The sequence below is a fragment of the Saccharibacillus sp. O23 genome, assembly GCF_002205895.1.
In the GTDB taxonomy this organism is placed as follows: domain Bacteria; phylum Bacillota; class Bacilli; order Paenibacillales; family Paenibacillaceae; genus Saccharibacillus.
Genome location: NZ_NJDE01000018.1, coordinates 1 through 19832, shown reverse-complemented (window position 1 = coordinate 19832; position 19832 = coordinate 1). Strand labels below are relative to the sequence as shown.

Below are 19832 nucleotides of genomic sequence, written 5' to 3'. Positions count from 1 at the left end.
GGGACGCTGCATATGGCAACTAAATTCGTCATCGAAGGGCTTAAAGCGGAAATCGAAGGCAAAGAAATTCTGAAAGGCATCAATCTGGAAATGAACGGCGGAGAGATCCACGCGATCATGGGACCGAACGGTACCGGCAAAAGTACGTTGGCTTCCGCGTTGATGGGACACCCGAAATACGAAGTGACCGAAGGCTCGGCTACGCTTAACGGCGAAGACCTGCTCGAGATGGGCGTCGACGAACGCGCGCTTGCGGGCCTGTTCCTCGCGATGCAATATCCGAGCGAAATCGCCGGCGTCACGAATTCCGACTTCCTGCGCAGCGCGATCAACGCGCGCCGCGGCGAAGGCAACGAAATCTCGCTGATCAAGTTCATTCGCCAAATGGAGAAGAGCATGAAAGGCCTGGAGATGAATCCGGAATTCGCGCACCGTTACCTGAATGAAGGTTTCTCCGGCGGCGAGAAAAAACGCAACGAAATTCTGCAAATGATGATGCTCGATCCGAAGATCGTCATCCTCGACGAAATCGACTCCGGCCTTGACATCGACGCTCTGCGCATCGTGGCGGCAGGGGTCAACGAGATGAGAGCGGAAGATCGCGGTTTCCTGATCATTACCCACTACCAGCGCCTGTTGAACTATATCACTCCGGACTTCGTCCACGTCATGATGCAAGGCCGCATCGTCAAGTCGGGCGGACCCGAGCTGGCCGCGCGTCTGGAGCAGGACGGCTATGATTGGATCAAAGAAGAACTGGGCATCACGGACGAGACCGTCGGACAAGAACAAGAAGCTTAATATATAGAGAAACGGAAGGAGGAAGACCGATTATGACCTTACAAACCATTCTTCCGGTACAGGCCGCGCAGATCAAAGAGTGGGCCGAGACCCGCGGCGAAGCCGCTTGGCTGACTCAGCGCCGCTTGGAGGCGTTGGAACTGGCCGGTTCGCTGGAACTGCCGAAGCCGGAGAAAACGAAGCTCGATCGTTGGGACTTGAGCGGCTACGGCTCGTTCAAAGCCGGCGCGAAAGTATCGTCGCAAGACGAACTGCCGGCAGCGGCCAAAGAACTGATCGAAGAAGGCACGCAGAACTTGATCGTTCAGCATAACTCCGGCGTCGTCTACGCGGCGCTGTCCGAAGAACTGAGCGCCAAAGGCGTGATCTTTACCGATCTCGAAACGGCGGCCCGCGAGCACGAAGTGCTGGTCAAAAAGCACCTCGGCACGGCCGTGAAAACGAGCGAACATCAGGTGTCCGCGCTGCATTACGCGGCATGGACCGGCGGCGTCTTCCTGTACGTGCCGAAGAACGTCGAGCTCGAAGTACCGCTCCAAGCGGTATACCTGAGCGACGACGCTTCCGCGACGTTCGCGCCGCATATCCTGATCGTGGCCGACATGAACAGCCGCGTCACTTACGTGGACAATTACGTTTCCGCCGGATTGTCCGGCAGCGTTCTGCATAACGGCGTCGTGGAAGTCGTGGCGCTGGACGGCGCCAAAGTGCAATACGCGACGGTTCATCAATTCGGCAAAGAAGTTACGGACATTTCTTATCGCCGGGCGCTGCTGTCGAACGACGCCGATATCGAATGGATCGTCGGCGAGATGAACGACGGCGATACGATCGCCGATACGGCGACGACGCTGAACGGCAACGGCACGCATTCCGACGCCAAGATCATCGCGATCGGTTCGGGTTCGCAGAAGCTGAACTACACGACCCGCGCGGTTCATTTCGGCAAATCTTCGGAGAGCGATATGTTTACCCGCGCGGTCATGCGCGAAGAAGCGCAATCCATCATCAACGGCATCACGAAGATCGAGCACGGCGCGACCAAAGCGAACGGACAGCAGACGGAGAAAGTCCTGATGCTCAGCCCGAAAGCGCGCGGCGACGCCAACCCGATCCTGCTGATCGACGAAGACGACGTTATGGCCGGACACGCGGCTTCCGTCGGCAAGGTGAACCCGGAGCAAGTCTACTACCTGATGTCGCGCGGGATTTCCAAGCTGGAAGCGGAACGCCTCATTATCTACGGCTTCCTTGCTCCGATCATCGCGGAGATTCCGCTTGAGCTGCTGCGTACCCGCTTGCAGCGCATCGTCGAAAGAAAGCTGGGGCAGTAATGAACGCCTCGGTACGGGAGCAATTCCCGATTCTCAACCAGGAAGTGAACGGGCATCCGCTGGTCTACCTCGACAGCGCGGCGACTTCGCAGAAGCCGCGCGTCGTGCTCGACGCGGTACGCCGTTACTACGAATGGGATAACTCGAACGTGCATCGCGGCGTGCATACGCTCGGCAGCCGGGCGACCGACGCTTACGAAGGCGCGCGGGAGAAAGTCGCGAAGTTCATCGGAGCGGCGCATCCCGAAGAGATCGTATTCAACCGGGGAACGACGACCGGCCTGAATCTGGTGGCGGCTTCTTACGGAGACGCCAACGTAGGCGAAGGCGACGAGATCGTGATCACCCCGATCGAGCATCACAGCAACCTGATCCCTTGGCAGCAGCTGGCCAAGCGCAAAGGCGCCGTGCTCAAATACATCGAGCCGAACCCGGACGGCACGATCGACGTCGAAGCGGCAGGCAAAGTCATCACGGACCGCACCAAGATCGTGGCGATGGCTTACGTTTCTAACGTGATGGGCGTCGTCCATCCGATCAAAGAGATCGCGGCTCTGGCGCATAAGCACGGCGCGGTCATGGTCGTGGACGGCGCGCAGAGCACGCCGCATACGAAAGTGGACGTGCAGGATCTGGACTGCGACTTTTATGCCCTGTCGGGACATAAAATGTGCGCGCCGACCGGCATCGGAGCTTTGTACGGCAAGAAGGCGCTGCTGGAGAAGATGGAGCCGGTGGAATTCGGCGGCGAGATGATCGACGACGTCGGTCTGTACGACTCGACGTGGAAAGACCTGCCTTGGCGCTTCGAAGGCGGCACGCCGATCATCGCCGGAGCCGTAGGGCTCGGCGCGGCGATCGACTTCCTGAACGAGCTCGGCATGGACAACGTCGCCGAGCACGAACACCGGCTCGCGATGTACGCGATGCGCCGCATCAACGAGATCGAAGGCCTTAAGGTGTTCGGTCCGCAGGAGCGCAAAGTCGGCATCGTGACTTTCAATCTGGACGGCGTGCATCCGCACGACGTCGCGACCGTACTCGATTCGTACGGCGTCGCGATCCGCGCGGGCCATCACTGCTGCCAACCGCTGATGCGTTGGTTGAACGTCAGTTCGACGGCGCGAGCCAGCTTCTATCTATACAATAACGAACAAGACATCGACCGCCTGATCGACGCCTTAATCCAGACAAAGGAGTATTTTGGAGATGCAACTTGACGATTTGTACCGGCGCGTCATTATGGATCATTACAAAAACCCGCGGAACAAAGGCAAATTCGAGGCAGAAGGCGTGACGATCGACCTCAATAACCCGACCTGCGGCGACAAGATTTCGCTTCAGCTTCTGCTGGACGGCGACGTCGTCCGCGAAGCGCGCTATACCGGCGACGGCTGCTCGATCAGCATGTCTTCCGCATCGATGATGACGGAAGCGGTGAAAGGCAAGACGCTGCCGGAAGCCTTAGAGCTGGCCGAACGGTTCTCTTCCCTGATGAAAGGCGAGAGCGTCGAGTTCGACGAATACGAAGACATCGAAGCCTTATCCGGCGTCAATAAATTCCCGGCAAGAATCAAATGCGCGACCTTGGCCTGGAATGCCCTGCGCAAAGGAATCGAACGGGAAAGCCACTAACGAAAGGGAGGAATCAACATGGCTAAAGAAGCACCGATCAGCGACGAGTATCAATACGGCTTCCGAGACGAGCATAAGTCCATCTATCAGAGCGGCAAAGGCTTGACGAAGGAAATCGTCACTTCCATTTCGAAAATGAAGAACGAGCCGGACTGGATGCTGGAATTCCGTCTGAAATCGCTGGAGCAGTTCGAGAAGATGCCGATGCCGACATGGGGCGGCGACCTGAGCGAGCTGGACTTCAACGATATTCAATATTACGTTAAACCTTCCGAAGGACAAAGCAAGACTTGGGAAGAGGTTCCGAGCGAGATCAAGGAAACGTTCGACAAGCTGGGTATTCCGGAAGCGGAACAGAAGTTCCTCGCCGGCGTCTCGGCGCAGTACGAATCCGAAGTCGTGTATCACAACATGCAGAAAGATCTGGAAGATCAAGGCGTCATCTTCATGGATACCGACAGCGCGCTCAGAGAACATCCGGAGATCTTCCGCGAGCACTTCGCGAAAGTCATTCCTCCGGCCGACAACAAGTTCGCGGCTTTGAACAGCGCGGTATGGTCCGGCGGCAGCTTCATTTACGTCCCTAAAGGTGTCAAATGCGAAATCCCGCTGCAAGCGTACTTCCGGATCAACTCGGAAAACATGGGCCAATTCGAACGCACGCTGATCATCGCCGACGAAGGCAGCTTCGTGCACTACGTCGAAGGCTGCACGGCACCGGTGTACAGCACGAACTCGCTGCACAGCGCGGTCGTCGAGATCATCGTGAAGAAGGACGCGCGCGTTCGCTACACGACGATTCAGAACTGGTCGTCCAACATCTACAACCTCGTTACCAAACGCGCGGTTGCCGAAGAGAACGCCAATATGGAATGGGTCGACGGCAACATCGGTTCCAAACTGACGATGAAATATCCGGCAGTCGTGCTCAAAGGCCGCGGCGCGAAAGGTTCCGTCCTGTCGATCGCGGTAGCCGGCAAGAACCAGCACCAACACGCGGGCGCGAAAATGATCCACTTGGCTCCGGACACGACGTCGACGATTATCTCGAAGTCGATCAGCAAACACGGCGGCAAGGTGACCTATCAAGGCTTGGCGTCGTTCGGCCGCAAAGCGACAGGCGCCAAATCGAACATCAAGTGCGACACGCTGATTCTCGATAACCAGTCCACGTCCGATACGATCCCGTACAACGAGATCTTGAACGACGACGTGACGCTGGAACACGAAGCGACGGTCTCGAAGGTATCCGAAGATCAACTCTTCTACCTGATGAGCCGCGGCCTCAGCGAGAACGAAGCGACGCAGATGATCGTTATGGGCTTCATCGAGCCGTTCACGAAGGAACTGCCGATGGAGTACGCGGTCGAGATGAACCGTTTGATCAAGTTCGAAATGGAAGGCTCGATCGGTTAATTCCGGCGTCCTCCTGCTCGACACCAAAAGAGACGAACCGAGGTTCGTCTCTTTTTTTGCGAAAAACGAAAAGTCCTTCGGAGAAGAATCTTCCCCGAAAGACTTCAGGCTCAGCGGCAGGCCGCCTGCGACGGGAACGGCGAACTACGAGAGCGAATCGCGGTTTCGAACGGCGGCGCGCAGCTTATCCATGTACAGTTCGATTTCTCCGCAGGCGCGTTCAGCGCGCGCTCCCGGCATAAGCAGGAAAAGCCCGAGCAAAGCTTCGAGTTCGCCGTACAGCTGAACGGGCGAGAGCGGAGGCAGAGCAGGCGTTTCCAGCACCATGCCCGGCTGTCGAATCTCCGAAAAAGAAGGGCTGCCTGTCGAAGACGCTTGCTGCATGTACGAATCGACCGCGGCTTTGATCGATTCGAGCAGGCTTTCGTCGAGCAGAGGAACGTCGATTTCCGCTTCGGAAGCCGGATAGACGGCGGGAAGATTGCGGGCGAACAGACTTTTCCAAAACGAATTCATTTTGCTTGTCCCCTCTTTTCTGCGATCGACATCGTATTTCTGGCCCTATCTTAGCTTAAGATTCCAGAAGTCGAGAGCAGCCGAAAATGCAATCTGCCGAATTGTTTGCTGACAATCTTAAGAAGTCCGCCCGGCGACTCGCGAAAAAGGGCATCCGTCTGTTATACTGAGACAGTTGACGTTTTCTTTTAATTCGGGCAGCGTGCAGGAATCCCCTCGCCGGCTCTCGAATTAGTTGGTTCATGGCGTGCACGCAAATTGCGTATGATGCAGGAAAGCCGTTCCTGCCCGGCAGGAATTTCCCGAGAGCCGCGGCGGCCGTTTCGGCCTCGTCGTTCCATGCGCCTTTTGCGTACACGCTTTCAAAGAAGGAGGAGTATAGAGAATGAGCTTCATTTCCGTAATCGCCAAAGAGAATTTCATAACCGTGATGAGCGACAGCGGCGCCTCCGGTTCGGAGCATACGACGCAGCCGGAAGAACATGTGGTGAAAGTCGGAGAAAAGGAATTCGTCGCGCTGGCCGGCGGCGATCGTCAAGCGCGCGAGACGATCGCGAAACACGTCGCGGATCTGATGGAAGAAGGAACGCCGTACGAACGGATTCTGGTGATTCTTCAGATGACGCTGACCGCTTTTTCCGAGAAAAGCAAATCGGTGCTGACCGCGTTCGGCGGAGTGAACCGCGACGGCATGATCGAAGTCTGCACGTACGATCCGAACAGCCATGCGGAACGCCGACTCGCGCCTCGCGGCAGCGAGATCGCTTATTTCTTCTTGGCCGAAGGAGCGGGCAAGTACGGCAACCTGTACGAACTGCTTCAGAATTATTGGAAAGAAACCGGAACCGAAACGCCGAGCGCGATGATTCAATCGCAAAAGCTGCTGAACCGCTACGTGGCTTCCAAAGACGAAGAGGTCGGCACGTCGACAGTCAAGCTTGTACTGAAAAAGTAGAAGTAAACGCAAACACGTGCCCGCGCTGCCGCGGACACGTGTTTTTTGATGATACTTCGGATTAAGTTTCCCGATCCGAGAATACTTCCTCGATGTCCAGATGGGTTTCGACGGATAAGTCGACGAATCGGTCGCTGACGCGAACGAGCGGACGGAAAAAATCGGTAGGATGGTTCATGACGATATAGCCCGTTTCGCCGTTCGTCAAAAGCACTTTCTTATTAATGAAGTAAGGGAGCATATTGCGGATGAAGGTATGGGTAGGTTCGGCGGAAAGTTGACCGAAACTCAGCGAATACAGCTCTTTAAGCACGTTGATCAGTTCCTGCTTGTCTTGATAGACGCGGTTGCTGGTCATCGCGCTGTAGACGTCGGCTACCGCGATGATGCGGGACCAGGGATGCATCTCGTCTTCTTTGATTCCGTAAGGGTAACCGCTGCCGTCGCAGCGCTCGTGATGCTGAAGGGCCGCCGTTGCGGCTACGGTATCGCCGAGCGAGTTGCGAATGATCTCGTACCCGTTGAGCGTGTGCGTTTTGACGATTTCGTATTCTTCTTTGGTCAATCTGCCGGGTTTATTCAGAATTTCGCTGGGAATGGTTGATTTGCCGATGTCGTGCAGATACCCTGCTTGACAGATCGCAGAAGCTTGATCATGAGGATAGCCGAGCCAAAGAGCCAAATAGTAAGACAACATTCCGACCTGCATGGAATGGACGTACGTATAGTTGGCGTCGCGATTGAGCAGCAGCAGCAAAGCAACGGCGTCTTTTTGGGAGGCGAGCACGTTGAACAGCGGCTGCATGATGTCTTCCACAAGTTCGGTATTGAATATGCCTGTGGTCATGGACTCGTGGAACAATGACTCGAACATCAAAATGGCATCGTCGAAAGTCGCTTTGATCTCCGGGAAGAAGAAGGCTGCCGAGCTCGCGTTGGCATAAGCGTTTTCCGGATTAATCTGCACTTCGACATAATCGATGCTATGTTGGATGAGGCGCGCGATTTCCGCGTCGTACAGCGCGGTACCTTTGGCAAGGATGTGTACGCCGTGCCGATTGAAGGTGTCGGCAATCAGGCGATCGCCTGGGCTGAGATCGGTAACATGAACTTTCAAACGCGATGTCTCCTTTCTATAAGGAACAGATGTTACGGATCGGCACGATCTGGATCAGGCACACGATGGAAGACGGTTTCATTTTTTCGTTTCTTCGGGGCTTGCAGACGGCGACAAAGTCCGCTAATCAATATATCGACAGAACCGGTCCGATACGGCTGCGTTCCTTAGCCTTTTCTCGATTTGGGATGCTGACTCTCTCAATATACCATATTTCCTCAATGAATTGGAGCAGAATGTAACATCCAATTACATCATATGCGAGCATAAAAGGATTATTTATCCAGTTAGTAAACCGTACTTGCAGCTTACTTTTTACAAGGAAGGAAGCGCAAATTCTTTTCGACTGCCTAGAGGCATGTTAAAATACTTGCATGGGCTGCGGGACGTCTTCGTAAGCGGGCGTTTTGCGGCTCTTTTCAACCGCGAAAAGTTTGCGTCCCGATAGCGGCGTTCGAGCGCAAGGATAAAGTCGAACACGATTTCGACGATCGGAAGCCGGATATCGGATCGGGCTTTCGTTTGACGGGATGCAAGGTCCGAAGGAGGACGGCCTCAATGGGTTTGAAGACAGAAGATAGAGAGAGGCTCACCATCCTGCATACCAACGACCTTCACAGCCACTTCGAGCAGATGGGCCGAATCGCTGCGTTCATCGCCGCGGAGAAAGCACGGGGGAATCCGGTATGCACGCTTGACGTGGGCGATCACATGGACCGCATGGCGATCGAGACGGAAGGAAGTCTCGGATCGGCCAATGTCGATATTCTTAACCGCTCCGGTTATGATGCGGTAACGATCGGCAATAACGAAGGCCTGACTTTTACGCCCGAACAGCTGGGGAGCGTCTACGCTGCGCTCGACTGTCCCGTCGTATGCGGCAACGTAAAGTTGGAAGGAGGCGCTCTGCCGCCTTGGATGCGGGAGAACGCCGTGATCGAGAAAAGCGGGTTTCGCATCGGCGTGCTGGGGCTGACGGCTCCTTTTTCCGACTTCTATCGGCTGCTCGGCGTCGAAGTGACGGAACCGTTCGCGGGCTTGCAGGATCGCGTGAACGAGCTGCGCGGGCAGGTCGACGTCGTCGTGCTGTTGTCCCATTTGGGATTGGCGTCGGACGAACGGATTGCCGGAATGACGCAGGGCATCGATCTGATTCTGGGCGGACACACGCACCATCTGCTGCCGGAGCCGATTCGGATCGGAAGTACGGTCGTCTGCGCGGCAGGCAAATTCGGTCGGCATATCGGCCGGATCGTCATCGCGCGCGACGCGTCTTCCGGAGAATGCGAAGTCCGGGAAGCCGGGTTGATCGAACTGAACGAGGACTCCGTATCCGATGTCCGGGTGGATCATGCGATCGCCCGGCATTACGAAGAAGCGGCCGAGCGGCTGCGGCATGTGGCGGCGGTGTCCGAAACCGAACTTCCCGTCGATTACGAACGCGAATCGGAATTCGGCAATTTGCTTGCCCAGTCGGTTCGCCGGTTCGCCGGCGGCGAATTCTCGCTCGTGAACTCCGGACAGGTATTGGGACCGCTGCCGGAAGGCGCGATCACGGAAGGCATGCTTCATGCTTTATGTCCGTCTCCGATCAATCCGTGCGTCGTCACGCTGCGCGGAAGCGATATTCTGCGAAGTTTGGAACAATCGCTGCTTCCGGAGTATACGGGGAAAAAGCTGACCGGGTTCGGATTTCGCGGCGAACGGCTCGGAGGCTTGTGCGCCGACGGATTGACGATTCGGTATAATCCGGATGCTCCGCCCAACGAGCGGATCGTCGAAGCTCGTACCGCCGAACGGGTCATTGCGCCCGAAGAGGAATATCGGGTGGCGACGTTGGATATGTTTACCTTCGGCGCAGGGTACGAGTCTCTCAGCCGGGGAACGAATAAAAGATTCATTTTGCCCGAATTCCTGCGCGATCTGCTGCGTATCGAGTTGGGGCGGCCCGGAGCGGCAAGGGAAGCGGCGCTTCCGCGTTGGGTAGCCGAGTGATCGTTGTCGGACTTGGAGGATGCTTTTCGGAAAAATCAAAAATATCAACGGCCCTCGCCGGTGTGATCGTCAGCCGCGCACCCGGATTTCGAGACGGCTTAAATGGAGTGGAAGTTTGTGCGCCTGCTGTCGATCGGACAAATACAACCCGGCATGAAGCTGGGCAAACGCATTTATAATGAAGAGGGCCTGACGCTGCTGGCCGAAGGAGCGGAGCTGACGGCTTCGATTCTTCGCAGGCTGGAACAGCTCGGGATCGATATGCTGTATGTCCGGGACGAAGTGACCGACGACATCGTGCTGCCGGAGATGGTGAACGACGAGACGAGACGGCAAGCGATCAAACAGATTCGGACCGTTTATCGCAGCATGATGAACGATACGATGGGACGCATGTCTTATCCGCATCTGGGTTATAGCTTCCGCAAAATGACCGAAGAAATCCTCAACGATCTGGGCTCGCGCGAAGACGTTCTGATCATGCTCAGCGATATTCATACGACGGATTATTATTTGTACACCCACTCGTTCAACGTTTGTTTGTACACGCTGACGCTCGGCATGGCGGCCGGTTATTCGAAAGACGAATTGTTCACGCTGGGCATGGGCTCGCTGCTTCACGATATCGGCAAGACCAAAATCTCGTCGAAGGTGCTGCTCAAGCCCGGCAGGCTGACCGACGAAGAATTCGCCGAAATGAAGAAGCATACGGAATTCGGCTACGCGCTGCTCAAAGACGAGCCTTTCGTTCCGCTGCTCGCGGCGCACTGCGCGTTTCAACATCACGAGCGTCTGGACGGAAGCGGTTATCCGCGGGGCATCCGCGAAGGGGAAATCCATGACTTTGCCAAGTGGATCGCCATTACCGATTCTTACGACGCGATGACGACCAATCGGGTCTACCGGCGCGGCATGCTTCCGCATCAAGCCGTGGAGATTCTGTACGGCGGCTCCTGCACGCAGTACGACCAACGCAAATTGGAAGTGTTCCGCGACAAGCTTGCTTTGTATCCGGTGGGTCTGACGGTGCGCTTGACGACCGGAGAGACCGGCGTGGTCACGAGCGTTCCGCCCAAGACTCCCAACCGTCCCGTCGTTCGCATCATCGAGGACGCGGAAGGGGCAAGCGTGCAGCCGTACGAGATCGACTTGTCCCGGAAGCTGTCGGTCATGGTCGAACAGATCGCCGAACGCGAAAAAAGACAGGTTTGAACGAGATTTTCGCGCGAAAGGCTTGCAAAAAGGTTATATAAAGAAAAACCGGGCTTCGCTTTCGGGCGAATCGCCCAATTCGATAAAGGTGGTCAACATGAAAGTAATGAATAACGGCGGTACCCAGCTTCGCGAATTGTCTCCGAGTTACGATCCGTGGGACCCGATTCGTTCTTTGCGAAAGCATGGGCGGCACCGCTTGACCAGCGTGGAGATGACGGTCACGAATCTGTGCAATATGCGCTGCGAGCACTGCGCGGTCGGCGATACGCTGGTGATGAACGAGCCGGACATGATTCCGCTCGATCTGATGCTGCGCCGGTTGGACGAAGTCGAACATCTGGAAACGATCAGCATCACGGGCGGCGAGCCTTCGTTCCGGCGTCAGACGGTCGATAACGTGATCGTGCCGCTGCTGCGCTACGCGCGCGAGCGCGGCATCCGATCGCAGATCAATTCGAATCTGACGCTGGATCTGGATCGTTACGAGAAGCTGCTGCCTTATCTGGACGTGATGCATATCTCGTTCAACTATACGGGACCCGAACATTTCCATACGACCGGATTCGCCAACAGCGGACACCCGGTTCCGTATGCCGCCGCCGAGAAAATGTATAACCGCATGATCGACAACGCCAAAAGCCTGAGCAAATCCGGCATGTTCATCTCGGCGGAAACGATGATCAATTTCCGTACGCATCGACATCTGCCGCAGATGCATCAAGCGGTATTGGAGATGGGATGCCGCCGCCACGAAGTGCATCCGATGTATCCGTCGGCGTTCGCGGCCGACCTTCCGGTGCTGTCGCTGGAAGAGATGAGAGCCGGGATCCACGATCTGCTCGATCATCGCGACGAGAACGTCTGGATGCTGTTCGGCACGCTGCCGTTCTTCGCCTGCGGAAGCGGCGAAGAAGACCGCGAACTGCTGCGCCGTCTGCATAACGCGAAGAACGTTACCGTGCGCAACGATCCGGACGGCCGAAGCCGCGTCAACGTCAACATGTTCACGGGCGACGTATTCGTGACGGACTTTGCCGCGATTCCTTCGTTCGGCAGCGTATACCGGAACAATCTGGACGAGATCTTCGAAGAGTGGACGACCAATCATCCGCTTAACCGGACCGTCAACTGCCATTGCGACGCGGCGAGCTGCTGCGGACCGAATCTGCTCGTTGCCGACATGTATTACAAAGGCGTCGATTTCAAATCGCGCCGCGCGATTGTAGATTAAACCTTCGTTCGCTGAAGAAAAGAGGAGATTTCATTGGGCCACGAGATAGAGTTGGGAAAGCTGGCGCTTAATCTGTTTCTGGTGCTGCTGCTCGTTTTCCTGAACGGCGTATTCGTCGCCGCTGAATTTTCGCTTGTCAAAGTCCGCCATTCCCGGCTGATTCAGCTTCAAAGCGAAGGGAACCGGCTGGCGCCGTACGCATTGAGAGTCGCCAATCGGCTGGATGCTTATTTATCGGCGACCCAGCTCGGCATCACGTTGACCTCCCTCGGACTCGGTTGGCTCGGGGAACCGGCGGTCTCGGAGCTGCTGGTCGAGCCGTTGATGTACCGCATAGGCTTCACCGATCCGAATCTGATCGTCGGCGTGTCTGTGGCCATCGGTTTCGCGATCATTACGTTTCTCCATATCGTGCTCGGAGAACTGGCGCCGAAATCGCTGGCGATCCAGAAGTCCGAAGGCACGTCGCTGGCATTGGCCGGACCGCTGCTGGCTTTCTATTACGTGTTCCTGCCGGTCATCTGGCTGCTGAACCACACGGCTAATGCATTTTTGCGCATATTCGGAATCGAGCCGGCCGGAGAAGCCGACGCTGCCCACTCCGAAGAAGAGATTCGCATTTTGATGAATCAGAGCGCGAAGAGCGGAGCGATCGATCTGGAAGAAGTCAAACTGATGGACAACATCTTCGACTTCTCCGATATGCTGGCGCGAGAAGTGATGCTGCCGCGCACCGATATGGACTGCCTGTACGTCAATCTTCCGCTCAAAGAAAATCTGAAGATCATTACCGAGACGCGCCATTCGCGGTACCCGGTCGCGATCGAAGACAAAGACCAGATCATCGGCTTCGTACATATCACCGATATTCTGCTTTGGCCGCAGGGGACCGAGCCGAACCTGCGCAAGCTGGCGCGGCCGATCCTGAACGTGCCGGAGTCGATGGAGATCAGCCACGTGCTGCGCCTCATGCAGCAGAAAAGAGCGCAGCTCACGCTGGTCGTCGACGAATACGGCGGCACGGCCGGCCTGCTTACCGCGGAAGAAATCCTGGAAGAGATCGTCGGCGATCTGTACGACGAGTTCGAAGACGTGCGTCCGGAGATCGAGATGATCGGCGACGTCATCTCCGTCGACGGAAGACTGTTGATCGAAGACGTGAACGACTTGACGGGAGCCGAGATCGACGACGAAGAAGTCGATTCGATCGGCGGCTGGATGTTTAAAGAGCTTGAAGGCAATCCGCTGCCGGGACAGACGGTGGAGTTCGAAGGGGTAACTTTCGAAGTCGCCGAAGCCGAGAGGCTGCGAATTACCCGCGTGCATATTCGTAAACCGCACGAAGAAGCGGATGAAGAAGAAGAAAATGGGGAAGAAAACGACCGGGGAGACGATTGACGTCCCCTTTTCGTTGTTCGGGAGAGGATGAAACTGTCATGCAAACCGCAACCAAATTGTACAAACCCGAAGCGATGATTTTCGATATGGACGGTACGCTGTTCCAGACGGAAACGGTGCTGCTGCCCGCTTATCATCAGATGTTCGACGTGCTGCGCGCCGAAGGTCTGTATACGGGAGAAACGCCGCCGGAAGAACGGATTCTGGGCAGTCTCGGCATGCTGCTCGAAGACATCTGGAAGGTCGTGATCCCGGAAGGCGGCGCCGACGTGCATAATCGCGCCAACGACCTGCTGCTCGAGCTTCAGCTCAACGTGCTGAAAGGCGGCGAAGGACTGCTCTATCCGGACGTCAAAGAAACGCTGGAAAGTCTGCGGGAACGCGGGGTTCGCCTGTTCGTCGCAAGCAACGGGTTGGAAGGTTACGTCAAAGGCGTCTCGGACGCTCTCGGCATCGCGCCGCTGTTCGAAGCCCAGTACAGCGCGGGCGAATATCAGACCGCGACCAAAGTGCTGCTGGTGGAAAAGCTGTTGCAAACGTACGGCGTAACCAGCGCTTGGATGGTCGGCGACCGTTCGTCCGACGTTCAAGCCGGCATCGGCAACGGACTCGGCGTGATCGGCTGCGCTTATGCCGACTTCGGCGCCAATCACGAATTGGAAGGTTCGGACGCGCTGATCACGAAATTCGGTCAATTGATCGAACTGTACGATAACGCGCCTAACAAATAAACGGCAGACCAGTAAACGACCTACGAGCAAGCAGAGAATTTTTGCCGAATTCCGGCGATCCAAACGAGGCAACCCAAAGGAGACCTATACCCATGACCAACATTTACGACAAAGCGCACGACCTGGCCAAATCGCTTCAAGAAAGCCAAGAAGTCCAGAACATCACTTCTGCGCTCAAATTGATCGAGACCGACGCGGAGAGCAAACGGATGCTCGACGACTTCCGTACCCGCCAAATGGATATTCAACAGCGGATCATGGGCGGAGACATGCCTCCTCAAGAAGAAATGGAACAGATGGAGAAGCTGTTCGAAGTGCTCAGCTTGAACCTGAACATCCGCCGCCTGTTCGAAGCCGAACAGCGTCTGAGCGTCATTATCCAAGATGTCAACAAGATCATTTCCGACAGTCTCGCGAACATGTACGACCCGCGATAAGCCTACGGCAAGAGCAGCCCGAACGCTGCGCGCGAAGCTCCGGTTCCCTAGAGGGACCGGGGCTTTTCTGCTTTGAGACGCAGCATGCGCAGGCATTACCCGGGAGCATATTTATGTTATAATAGTAAGACAGTCTAATACAGATTTCTGGAGAGGAGTACAACAGTTGGAAGGGCATGAACAGACCGTGACCAAGCACGAACAGCTGCTTCAGCATATCGAGCAGCTTAAGGTCGGAACCAAGATCTCCGTTCGCAAACTGGCGAAAGAAATGGGCGTCAGCGAAGGCACCGCCTATCGGGCCGTCAAAGAAGCGGAGACGCTGGGCATCGTGATCACCAAAGAACGGATCGGAACCGTTCGCGTGGAAAAGAAACCGCGCAATATCACGGATCAACTGACGTTCGCGGATGTCGTCGATATCGTCGAAGGCCATGTGCTCGGAGGCAACGAAGGCTTATCGATCACTTTGCACAAATACGTGATCGGCGCGATGAAAGTCGACGCGATGGCCCGTTACATCGATACCGGAAGCCTGCTGATCGTCGGCAACCGGGAGAACGCGCACTCGCTGGCGATCGAACACGGCGCGGGCGTGCTGATCACCGGCGGATTCGGCACGAGCCGGGAAGTCAAGAGCCTCGCCGACCGTCTCGGCCTGCCGATCATCTCTTCGCGTCACGACACGTTTACGGTCGCCTCGATGATCAACCGCGCCATTTTCGACCGCTTGATCAAAAAGAAAATCATGTTGGTGGAAGATCTGGTGAGCTTGAAGTCGAAGCCGTATTCGCTCAAAGCGACCAGCACGGCGGAAGATTTCCGCCGCGTGGCGGAACGCACCGGCGCGGGCAGCTTCCCCGTGACCGACGAATGGAACCGGGTGCTCGGGATCGTCAGCCGCAAAGATATCGAGAGCGTCGAGCCGGGCCAGACGATCGAGCGGGCGATGGTGCGAAATCCCGTCACCGCCGGCATGTTGACTTCTCTCGCTTCGGCGGCGCAGATCATGACGTGGGAAGGCATCGATTTCCTGCCCGTCGTCGACCGCAACCGCAAGCTCACCGGCGTGCTGACGCGGCGCGAGGTGCTGCAAGCGATGCGCGACGCGCGCGAGCAGAGCAGCCTCGGCGAGACGTTCGATCATCTGATCTGGAACGGGTTCGCGGAGGAACGCGACAGCGAAGGCAAATTGTTTTTCCACGGATTCATCACGCCTCAGATGGCGACGGATCTGGGAACGATCTCGGAAGGGGTCATGACGTCGGTCATGATTCAAGCCGCGCTGCGTCTGGCCAAAGATTACAGCGGCAACGATTATGTCGTCGACAATATGAGCACGTATTTCATCCGTCCGGTTCAGATCGAAGACGCGGTCATCGTGACGCCGCTCGTGCTCGAAGTCGGACGGCGCATCTGCCGGCTCGAAATCGCGATCATTCACGAGGAACAGACCGTCGCCAAAGCGATGATGACGCTGCATTCGATCGAAAACGGATAGAACGGCATACGATAAACGAACAGGAACGGAAAAGGGGGAACGTCGGCATGAACGATTTTGTCCATCTGCATGTGCATAGCGAATACAGCCTGCTCGACGGAGCGGCAAGGATCAAGGAACTGGTGGGACGCGCGGCCGAACTGGGCATGAAGTCGCTCGCGCTGACCGACCACGGCGTCATGTACGGCGCCGTCCCGTTCTACAAAGCGTGCCGGGCCGCCGGCATCAAGCCGATCATCGGTTTCGAAGCGTATTATACGTCCGGTTCCCGGCACGAACGCGCCAGCCGCAAAGATCAGCCGATCTACCATCTGCTGCTGCTCGCCAAGAACGAGACGGGCTACCGCAACTTGATGAAGATCTGTTCGGCGGGTCATCTGGAAGGATTCCACTACAAGCCGAGAATCGACCGCGACGTGCTGAAACAGTACAGCGAAGGCATCGTCTGCACCAGCGCGTGCATCGGCGGCGAGATTCCGCAGCATTTCCTGAACGGACGTCCGGAAGAAGCCAAAGCGGCGGCGCTGCGTTACAAAGAAATCTTCGGCGAGAACTTCTACATCGAACTTCAAGATCACGGATTGGCCGAGCAGAAAAAGGTGAATCCGATGCTGATCGCGTTGGCGGAAGAGATCGGCGTCGAATTGATCGCGACCAACGATTCGCATTATCTGGCCGAACCGGATGCGGAAATTCAAGACGTGCTGATCTGCATCGGCACGGGCAAAACGATGGAAGACGAAGAACGTTTCCGTATTCCGACCCGCCAGCTCTATCTCAAAAGCGGCGAAGAAATGGCGAAGCTGTTCCCGCATCTGCCGCAGGCACTGGCGAATACGGCCAAGATCGCCGAACAATGCGAGCTCGAACTCGAACTCGGCCGTTCGATCCTGCCCGAATATCGGCCGCTTCCGGAAGGGAAATCGCCGCAGGAGTATCTGATCGATTTGTGCCGGGAAGGCTTGAATCGGCGTTACGGCGGTCTGCCCCAGTGGGAGGACGCCGAATATCGGAGCCGACTCGATCAGCGGCTCGAATACGAATTGGGCGTGATCGGCACGATGGGCTTTTCGGATTATTTCCTGATCGTCTGGGATTTTATCCGCTACGCGCACGAACAAAACATCGTGACGGGGCCGGGCCGGGGTTCGTCGGCCGGCAGTCTGGTCGCGTATACGCTGAACATCACGGACGTCGATCCGATCAAATACAATCTGTTGTTCGAACGCTTTCTCAATCCGGCGCGGATCACCATGCCGGATATCGATATCGACTTCAGCGACGAACGGCGCGACGAAGTGATCGCTTACGTCACGGACAAATACGGTTCCGACCGCGTGGCGCAGATCATCACCTTCGGAACGCTGGCCGCGCGCGCGGCCGTGCGCGACGTGGGACGCGTGCTGGCGCTGCCGTACGGCGAGGTCGACAAGACGGCCAAACTGATTCCGGTGCAGGTCGGCATGACGATCGACAAAGCGCTGGCCCAGAACGCCGCGCTGCGCGAGCGCGCGGATCAATCGCCGGATACCAAGCGCCTGATCGAGACGGCGCGCCGCGTCGAAGGGATGCCGCGCCACGCTTCGACGCATGCCGCCGGCGTCGTGATCGCCCGCGGTCCGCTGACCGATTACGTGCCGCTTCAAGAAGGCGGCGAGAAGACGGCGCTGACCCAATATCCGATGGAAAGTTTGGAAGCGGTCGGCCTGCTGAAGATGGACTTTCTGGGTCTGCGCACGCTGTCGATCATCGAACGCTGCCAGAACTGGATCGCCGAACGGACCGGTTCGGCCGTCGATTTCAAGGCCGTGCCGGACACCGATCCGGGCACGTACGAACTGCTCGGCCGGGGCGATACGCTCGGCGTGTTCCAGATGGAATCTCCGGGCATCCGGCGCGTGATGAAAGAGATGAAACCTTCGGTCATCGAAGACATCATCTCGGTCGTCGCGCTGTATCGTCCGGGTCCGATGGAATTTATCCCGAACTATATTCAGGTCAAGCACGGCGCGGTCGAAGCGCATTATCCGCACGAAGATCTGCGGCCGATTCTCGAAGATACCCACGGCATCATCGTCTATCAGGAACAGATCATGCAGATCGCGTCGACGATGGCCGGTTTCTCGCTCGGAGAAGCCGATCTGCTGCGCCGCGCCGTTTCGAAGAAAAAGCGCGAGACGCTGGATCAGGAGCGGACGCACTTCGTCCGCGGCAGCTTGGGGCAGCAGTACAGCGAAGAAGACGCGAACAAGGTCTACGACATGATCGTGCGTTTCGCCGATTACGGCTTCCCGCGCGCTCACGCCGCCGCTTACGGCGTGCTGGCTTTCCAGACCGCTTATCTCAAAGCGCATTATCCGGTCGAGTTCATGGCGTCGATGCTCGCCGCGGTGACCGGCAACCATCGCAAAGTCGCCGAATACGTCGTCGAGAGCCGGCGGATGAACATTCCGGTGCTGCCGCCGGACGTCAACAAGAGCGGCATGCTGTTCACCCCGTCCGAAGAAGACGGCAAGCCGAGCCTGCGGTTCGGTCTGGCCGCGATCAAGAACGTCGGCACGAACGCGATCAAGAACGTGATGGAAGAGCGGGAGAAGCAGCCGTTCGAGAGCCTGCTCGATTTCTGCCGCCGCGTCGATCCGAAGACCTGCAACCGGCGCGTGATCGAAGCGCTGATTCAAGCCGGCGCGTTCGATTCGCTGCCGGGGCATCGCGCGCAGCTGCTCGCGATGCTCGACGAAGCGCTGGACGCCGCCGCCAAATGGCGCAAAGAGCGCGAAGACTTCCAGATCCAGATGTTCGATTTCGTCGAAACGCCGAACTGGGAGATCGAATATCCGGATATCCGGGCGTTTACCGCATCGGAGCAGCTCGATCTGGAACGCGATCTGCTCGGACTGTACCTGTCGGGCCATCCGCTCGACGATTACGAACGTTTGATCGACGAGACGGGCACCCAGAAGCTGATGGATCTCGGCGAAGCGCCCGACGAGAGCCACGCCGTGACGGCCGGCATGGTCGTAAGCGTCAAGACCATCTCGACGAAGCAAGGCAAAGCGATGGCTTTCGCCGAGATCGAAGACCAGATCGAGCGCTGCGAACTGGTGCTGTTCCCCGAGGTCTGGAAACGGAGCCAAGAAGCCGTGCAGCCCGGCGCGCTGATCGCGCTGCGCGCGAAGGTCCAACAGCAGGACGAGGGCTTCAAGCTCCTCGCCGATACGGTCCTGCCGCTGGGCGAAGAGGCCGTGCGCGGCCTCCTCGCCCGCAGCGAAGCGCGCGGCGGCGGCCGAAATCCCGGCCGCCCGGCCCGCTCCGCCGGAAGCGGCGGAGCGAACGCCGCCGAAGGCGGCAAAGCGGAAGCGCGCCGCGCCGCTCCCGCCCATGGACGCCGCGCGCCGTCCGCCCCTGCCGCGCCACGGCCCGCAGGCGGCGGCGCGCTCGCCGACAGCGCAGGCCCCGCGCGGTCTTCGGGCCGACCCCCGGCCGAGTAGGTCGAAGCCCCGACGCAGCGCCGCTTCGCGACGACAGCGGCGGACCCCCGCGCCACCGC

At 57.4% G+C, this 19832-nt stretch carries 16 protein-coding genes; 14 read left to right on the top strand and 2 right to left on the bottom strand.

Going from position 1 to position 19832, the window contains the following annotated elements; genetic code table 11:
• Window positions 1–12 precede the first annotated feature (12 nt).
• From sufC to sufB, 5 genes are read left to right on the top strand one after another with little or no spacing between them, the layout of a single operon-like run.
• Complete coding sequence (gene sufC, locus CDO73_RS19360; RefSeq protein WP_087799885.1) at window positions 13–801, top strand: Fe-S cluster assembly ATPase SufC; 789 nt, start codon at window positions 13–15, stop codon at window positions 799–801.
• 32 nt (window positions 802–833) lie between these two features.
• On the top strand, window positions 834–2135 hold the full coding sequence (gene sufD, locus CDO73_RS19355; RefSeq protein ID WP_088490174.1) for a Fe-S cluster assembly protein SufD: 1302 nt from the start codon (window positions 834–836) through the stop codon (window positions 2133–2135).
• Window positions 2135–3355, top strand: a complete 1221-nt coding sequence (locus CDO73_RS19350) for a cysteine desulfurase (protein WP_088490173.1) — start codon at window positions 2135–2137, stop codon at window positions 3353–3355. Before sufD ends, CDO73_RS19350 begins: the two co-directional genes overlap by 1 nt.
• Entirely contained in the window at window positions 3345–3770 is a 426-nt protein-coding gene (sufU, locus tag CDO73_RS19345; protein ID WP_088490172.1) for a Fe-S cluster assembly sulfur transfer protein SufU, read from the top strand. Before CDO73_RS19350 ends, sufU begins: the two co-directional genes overlap by 11 nt.
• Before the next feature lie 18 nt (window positions 3771–3788).
• Entirely contained in the window at window positions 3789–5186 is a 1398-nt protein-coding gene (gene sufB, locus CDO73_RS19340; protein ID WP_088490171.1) for a Fe-S cluster assembly protein SufB, read from the top strand.
• A gap of 144 nt (window positions 5187–5330) precedes the next feature.
• Here sufB and CDO73_RS19335 read toward each other — a convergent pair whose 3' ends face one another.
• Entirely contained in the window at window positions 5331–5702 is a 372-nt protein-coding gene (locus CDO73_RS19335; protein WP_088490170.1) for a hypothetical protein, read from the bottom strand.
• Between the two features lie 385 nt (window positions 5703–6087).
• On the opposite strand from CDO73_RS19335, the gene CDO73_RS19330 reads away from it, so the two are divergent.
• Window positions 6088–6657 (top strand): hypothetical protein, encoded by a 570-nt coding sequence (locus tag CDO73_RS19330; RefSeq protein WP_088490169.1) that lies wholly within the window; start codon window positions 6088–6090, stop codon window positions 6655–6657.
• A 61-nt stretch (window positions 6658–6718) separates the two neighbouring features.
• Here the strand turns inward: CDO73_RS19330 and CDO73_RS19325 are convergent, their stop codons facing one another.
• The gene (locus tag CDO73_RS19325) at window positions 6719–7774 is read right to left on the bottom strand and encodes an HD-GYP domain-containing protein (protein WP_088490168.1); all 1056 of its coding nucleotides are present in this window, start codon (window positions 7772–7774) and stop codon (window positions 6719–6721) included.
• Between the two features lie 558 nt (window positions 7775–8332).
• Between CDO73_RS19325 and CDO73_RS19315 the strand changes: the two genes are divergently transcribed.
• The 8 genes from CDO73_RS19315 (at window position 8333) to CDO73_RS19280 (ending at window position 19773) form a co-directional block, all read left to right on the top strand.
• Window positions 8333–9769: a bifunctional metallophosphatase/5'-nucleotidase gene (locus tag CDO73_RS19315; RefSeq protein ID WP_088490166.1), complete on the top strand. Its 1437-nt coding sequence runs from the start codon at window positions 8333–8335 to the stop codon at window positions 9767–9769.
• Between the two features lie 102 nt (window positions 9770–9871).
• On the top strand, window positions 9872–10981 hold the full coding sequence (locus CDO73_RS19310; RefSeq protein WP_088490165.1) for an HD-GYP domain-containing protein: 1110 nt from the start codon (window positions 9872–9874) through the stop codon (window positions 10979–10981).
• Between the two features lie 97 nt (window positions 10982–11078).
• Window positions 11079–12215 (top strand): radical SAM/CxCxxxxC motif protein YfkAB, encoded by a 1137-nt coding sequence (gene yfkAB / locus CDO73_RS19305; protein ID WP_088490164.1) that lies wholly within the window; start codon window positions 11079–11081, stop codon window positions 12213–12215.
• 33 nt (window positions 12216–12248) lie between these two features.
• A complete protein-coding gene (locus CDO73_RS19300) occupies window positions 12249–13613 on the top strand; it encodes a hemolysin family protein (RefSeq protein ID WP_088490163.1) in 1365 nt (454 codons plus the stop codon).
• A gap of 38 nt (window positions 13614–13651) precedes the next feature.
• Window positions 13652–14344 carry an HAD family hydrolase gene (locus tag CDO73_RS19295; RefSeq protein ID WP_088490162.1) on the top strand — a complete coding sequence of 231 codons (693 nt, stop codon included), beginning with the start codon at window positions 13652–13654 and terminating at the stop codon, window positions 14342–14344.
• Window positions 14345–14436: 92 nt separating this feature from the next.
• On the top strand, window positions 14437–14781 hold the full coding sequence (locus CDO73_RS19290) for a YlbF/YmcA family competence regulator (protein ID WP_088490161.1): 345 nt from the start codon (window positions 14437–14439) through the stop codon (window positions 14779–14781).
• A gap of 166 nt (window positions 14782–14947) precedes the next feature.
• On the top strand, window positions 14948–16282 hold the full coding sequence (locus CDO73_RS19285) for a DRTGG domain-containing protein (protein ID WP_088490160.1): 1335 nt from the start codon (window positions 14948–14950) through the stop codon (window positions 16280–16282).
• Window positions 16283–16329: 47 nt separating this feature from the next.
• Window positions 16330–19773, top strand: coding sequence for a DNA polymerase III subunit alpha (locus CDO73_RS19280; protein WP_256972775.1), 3444 nt, complete (start codon window positions 16330–16332; stop codon window positions 19771–19773).
• Window positions 19774–19832 lie beyond the last annotated feature (59 nt).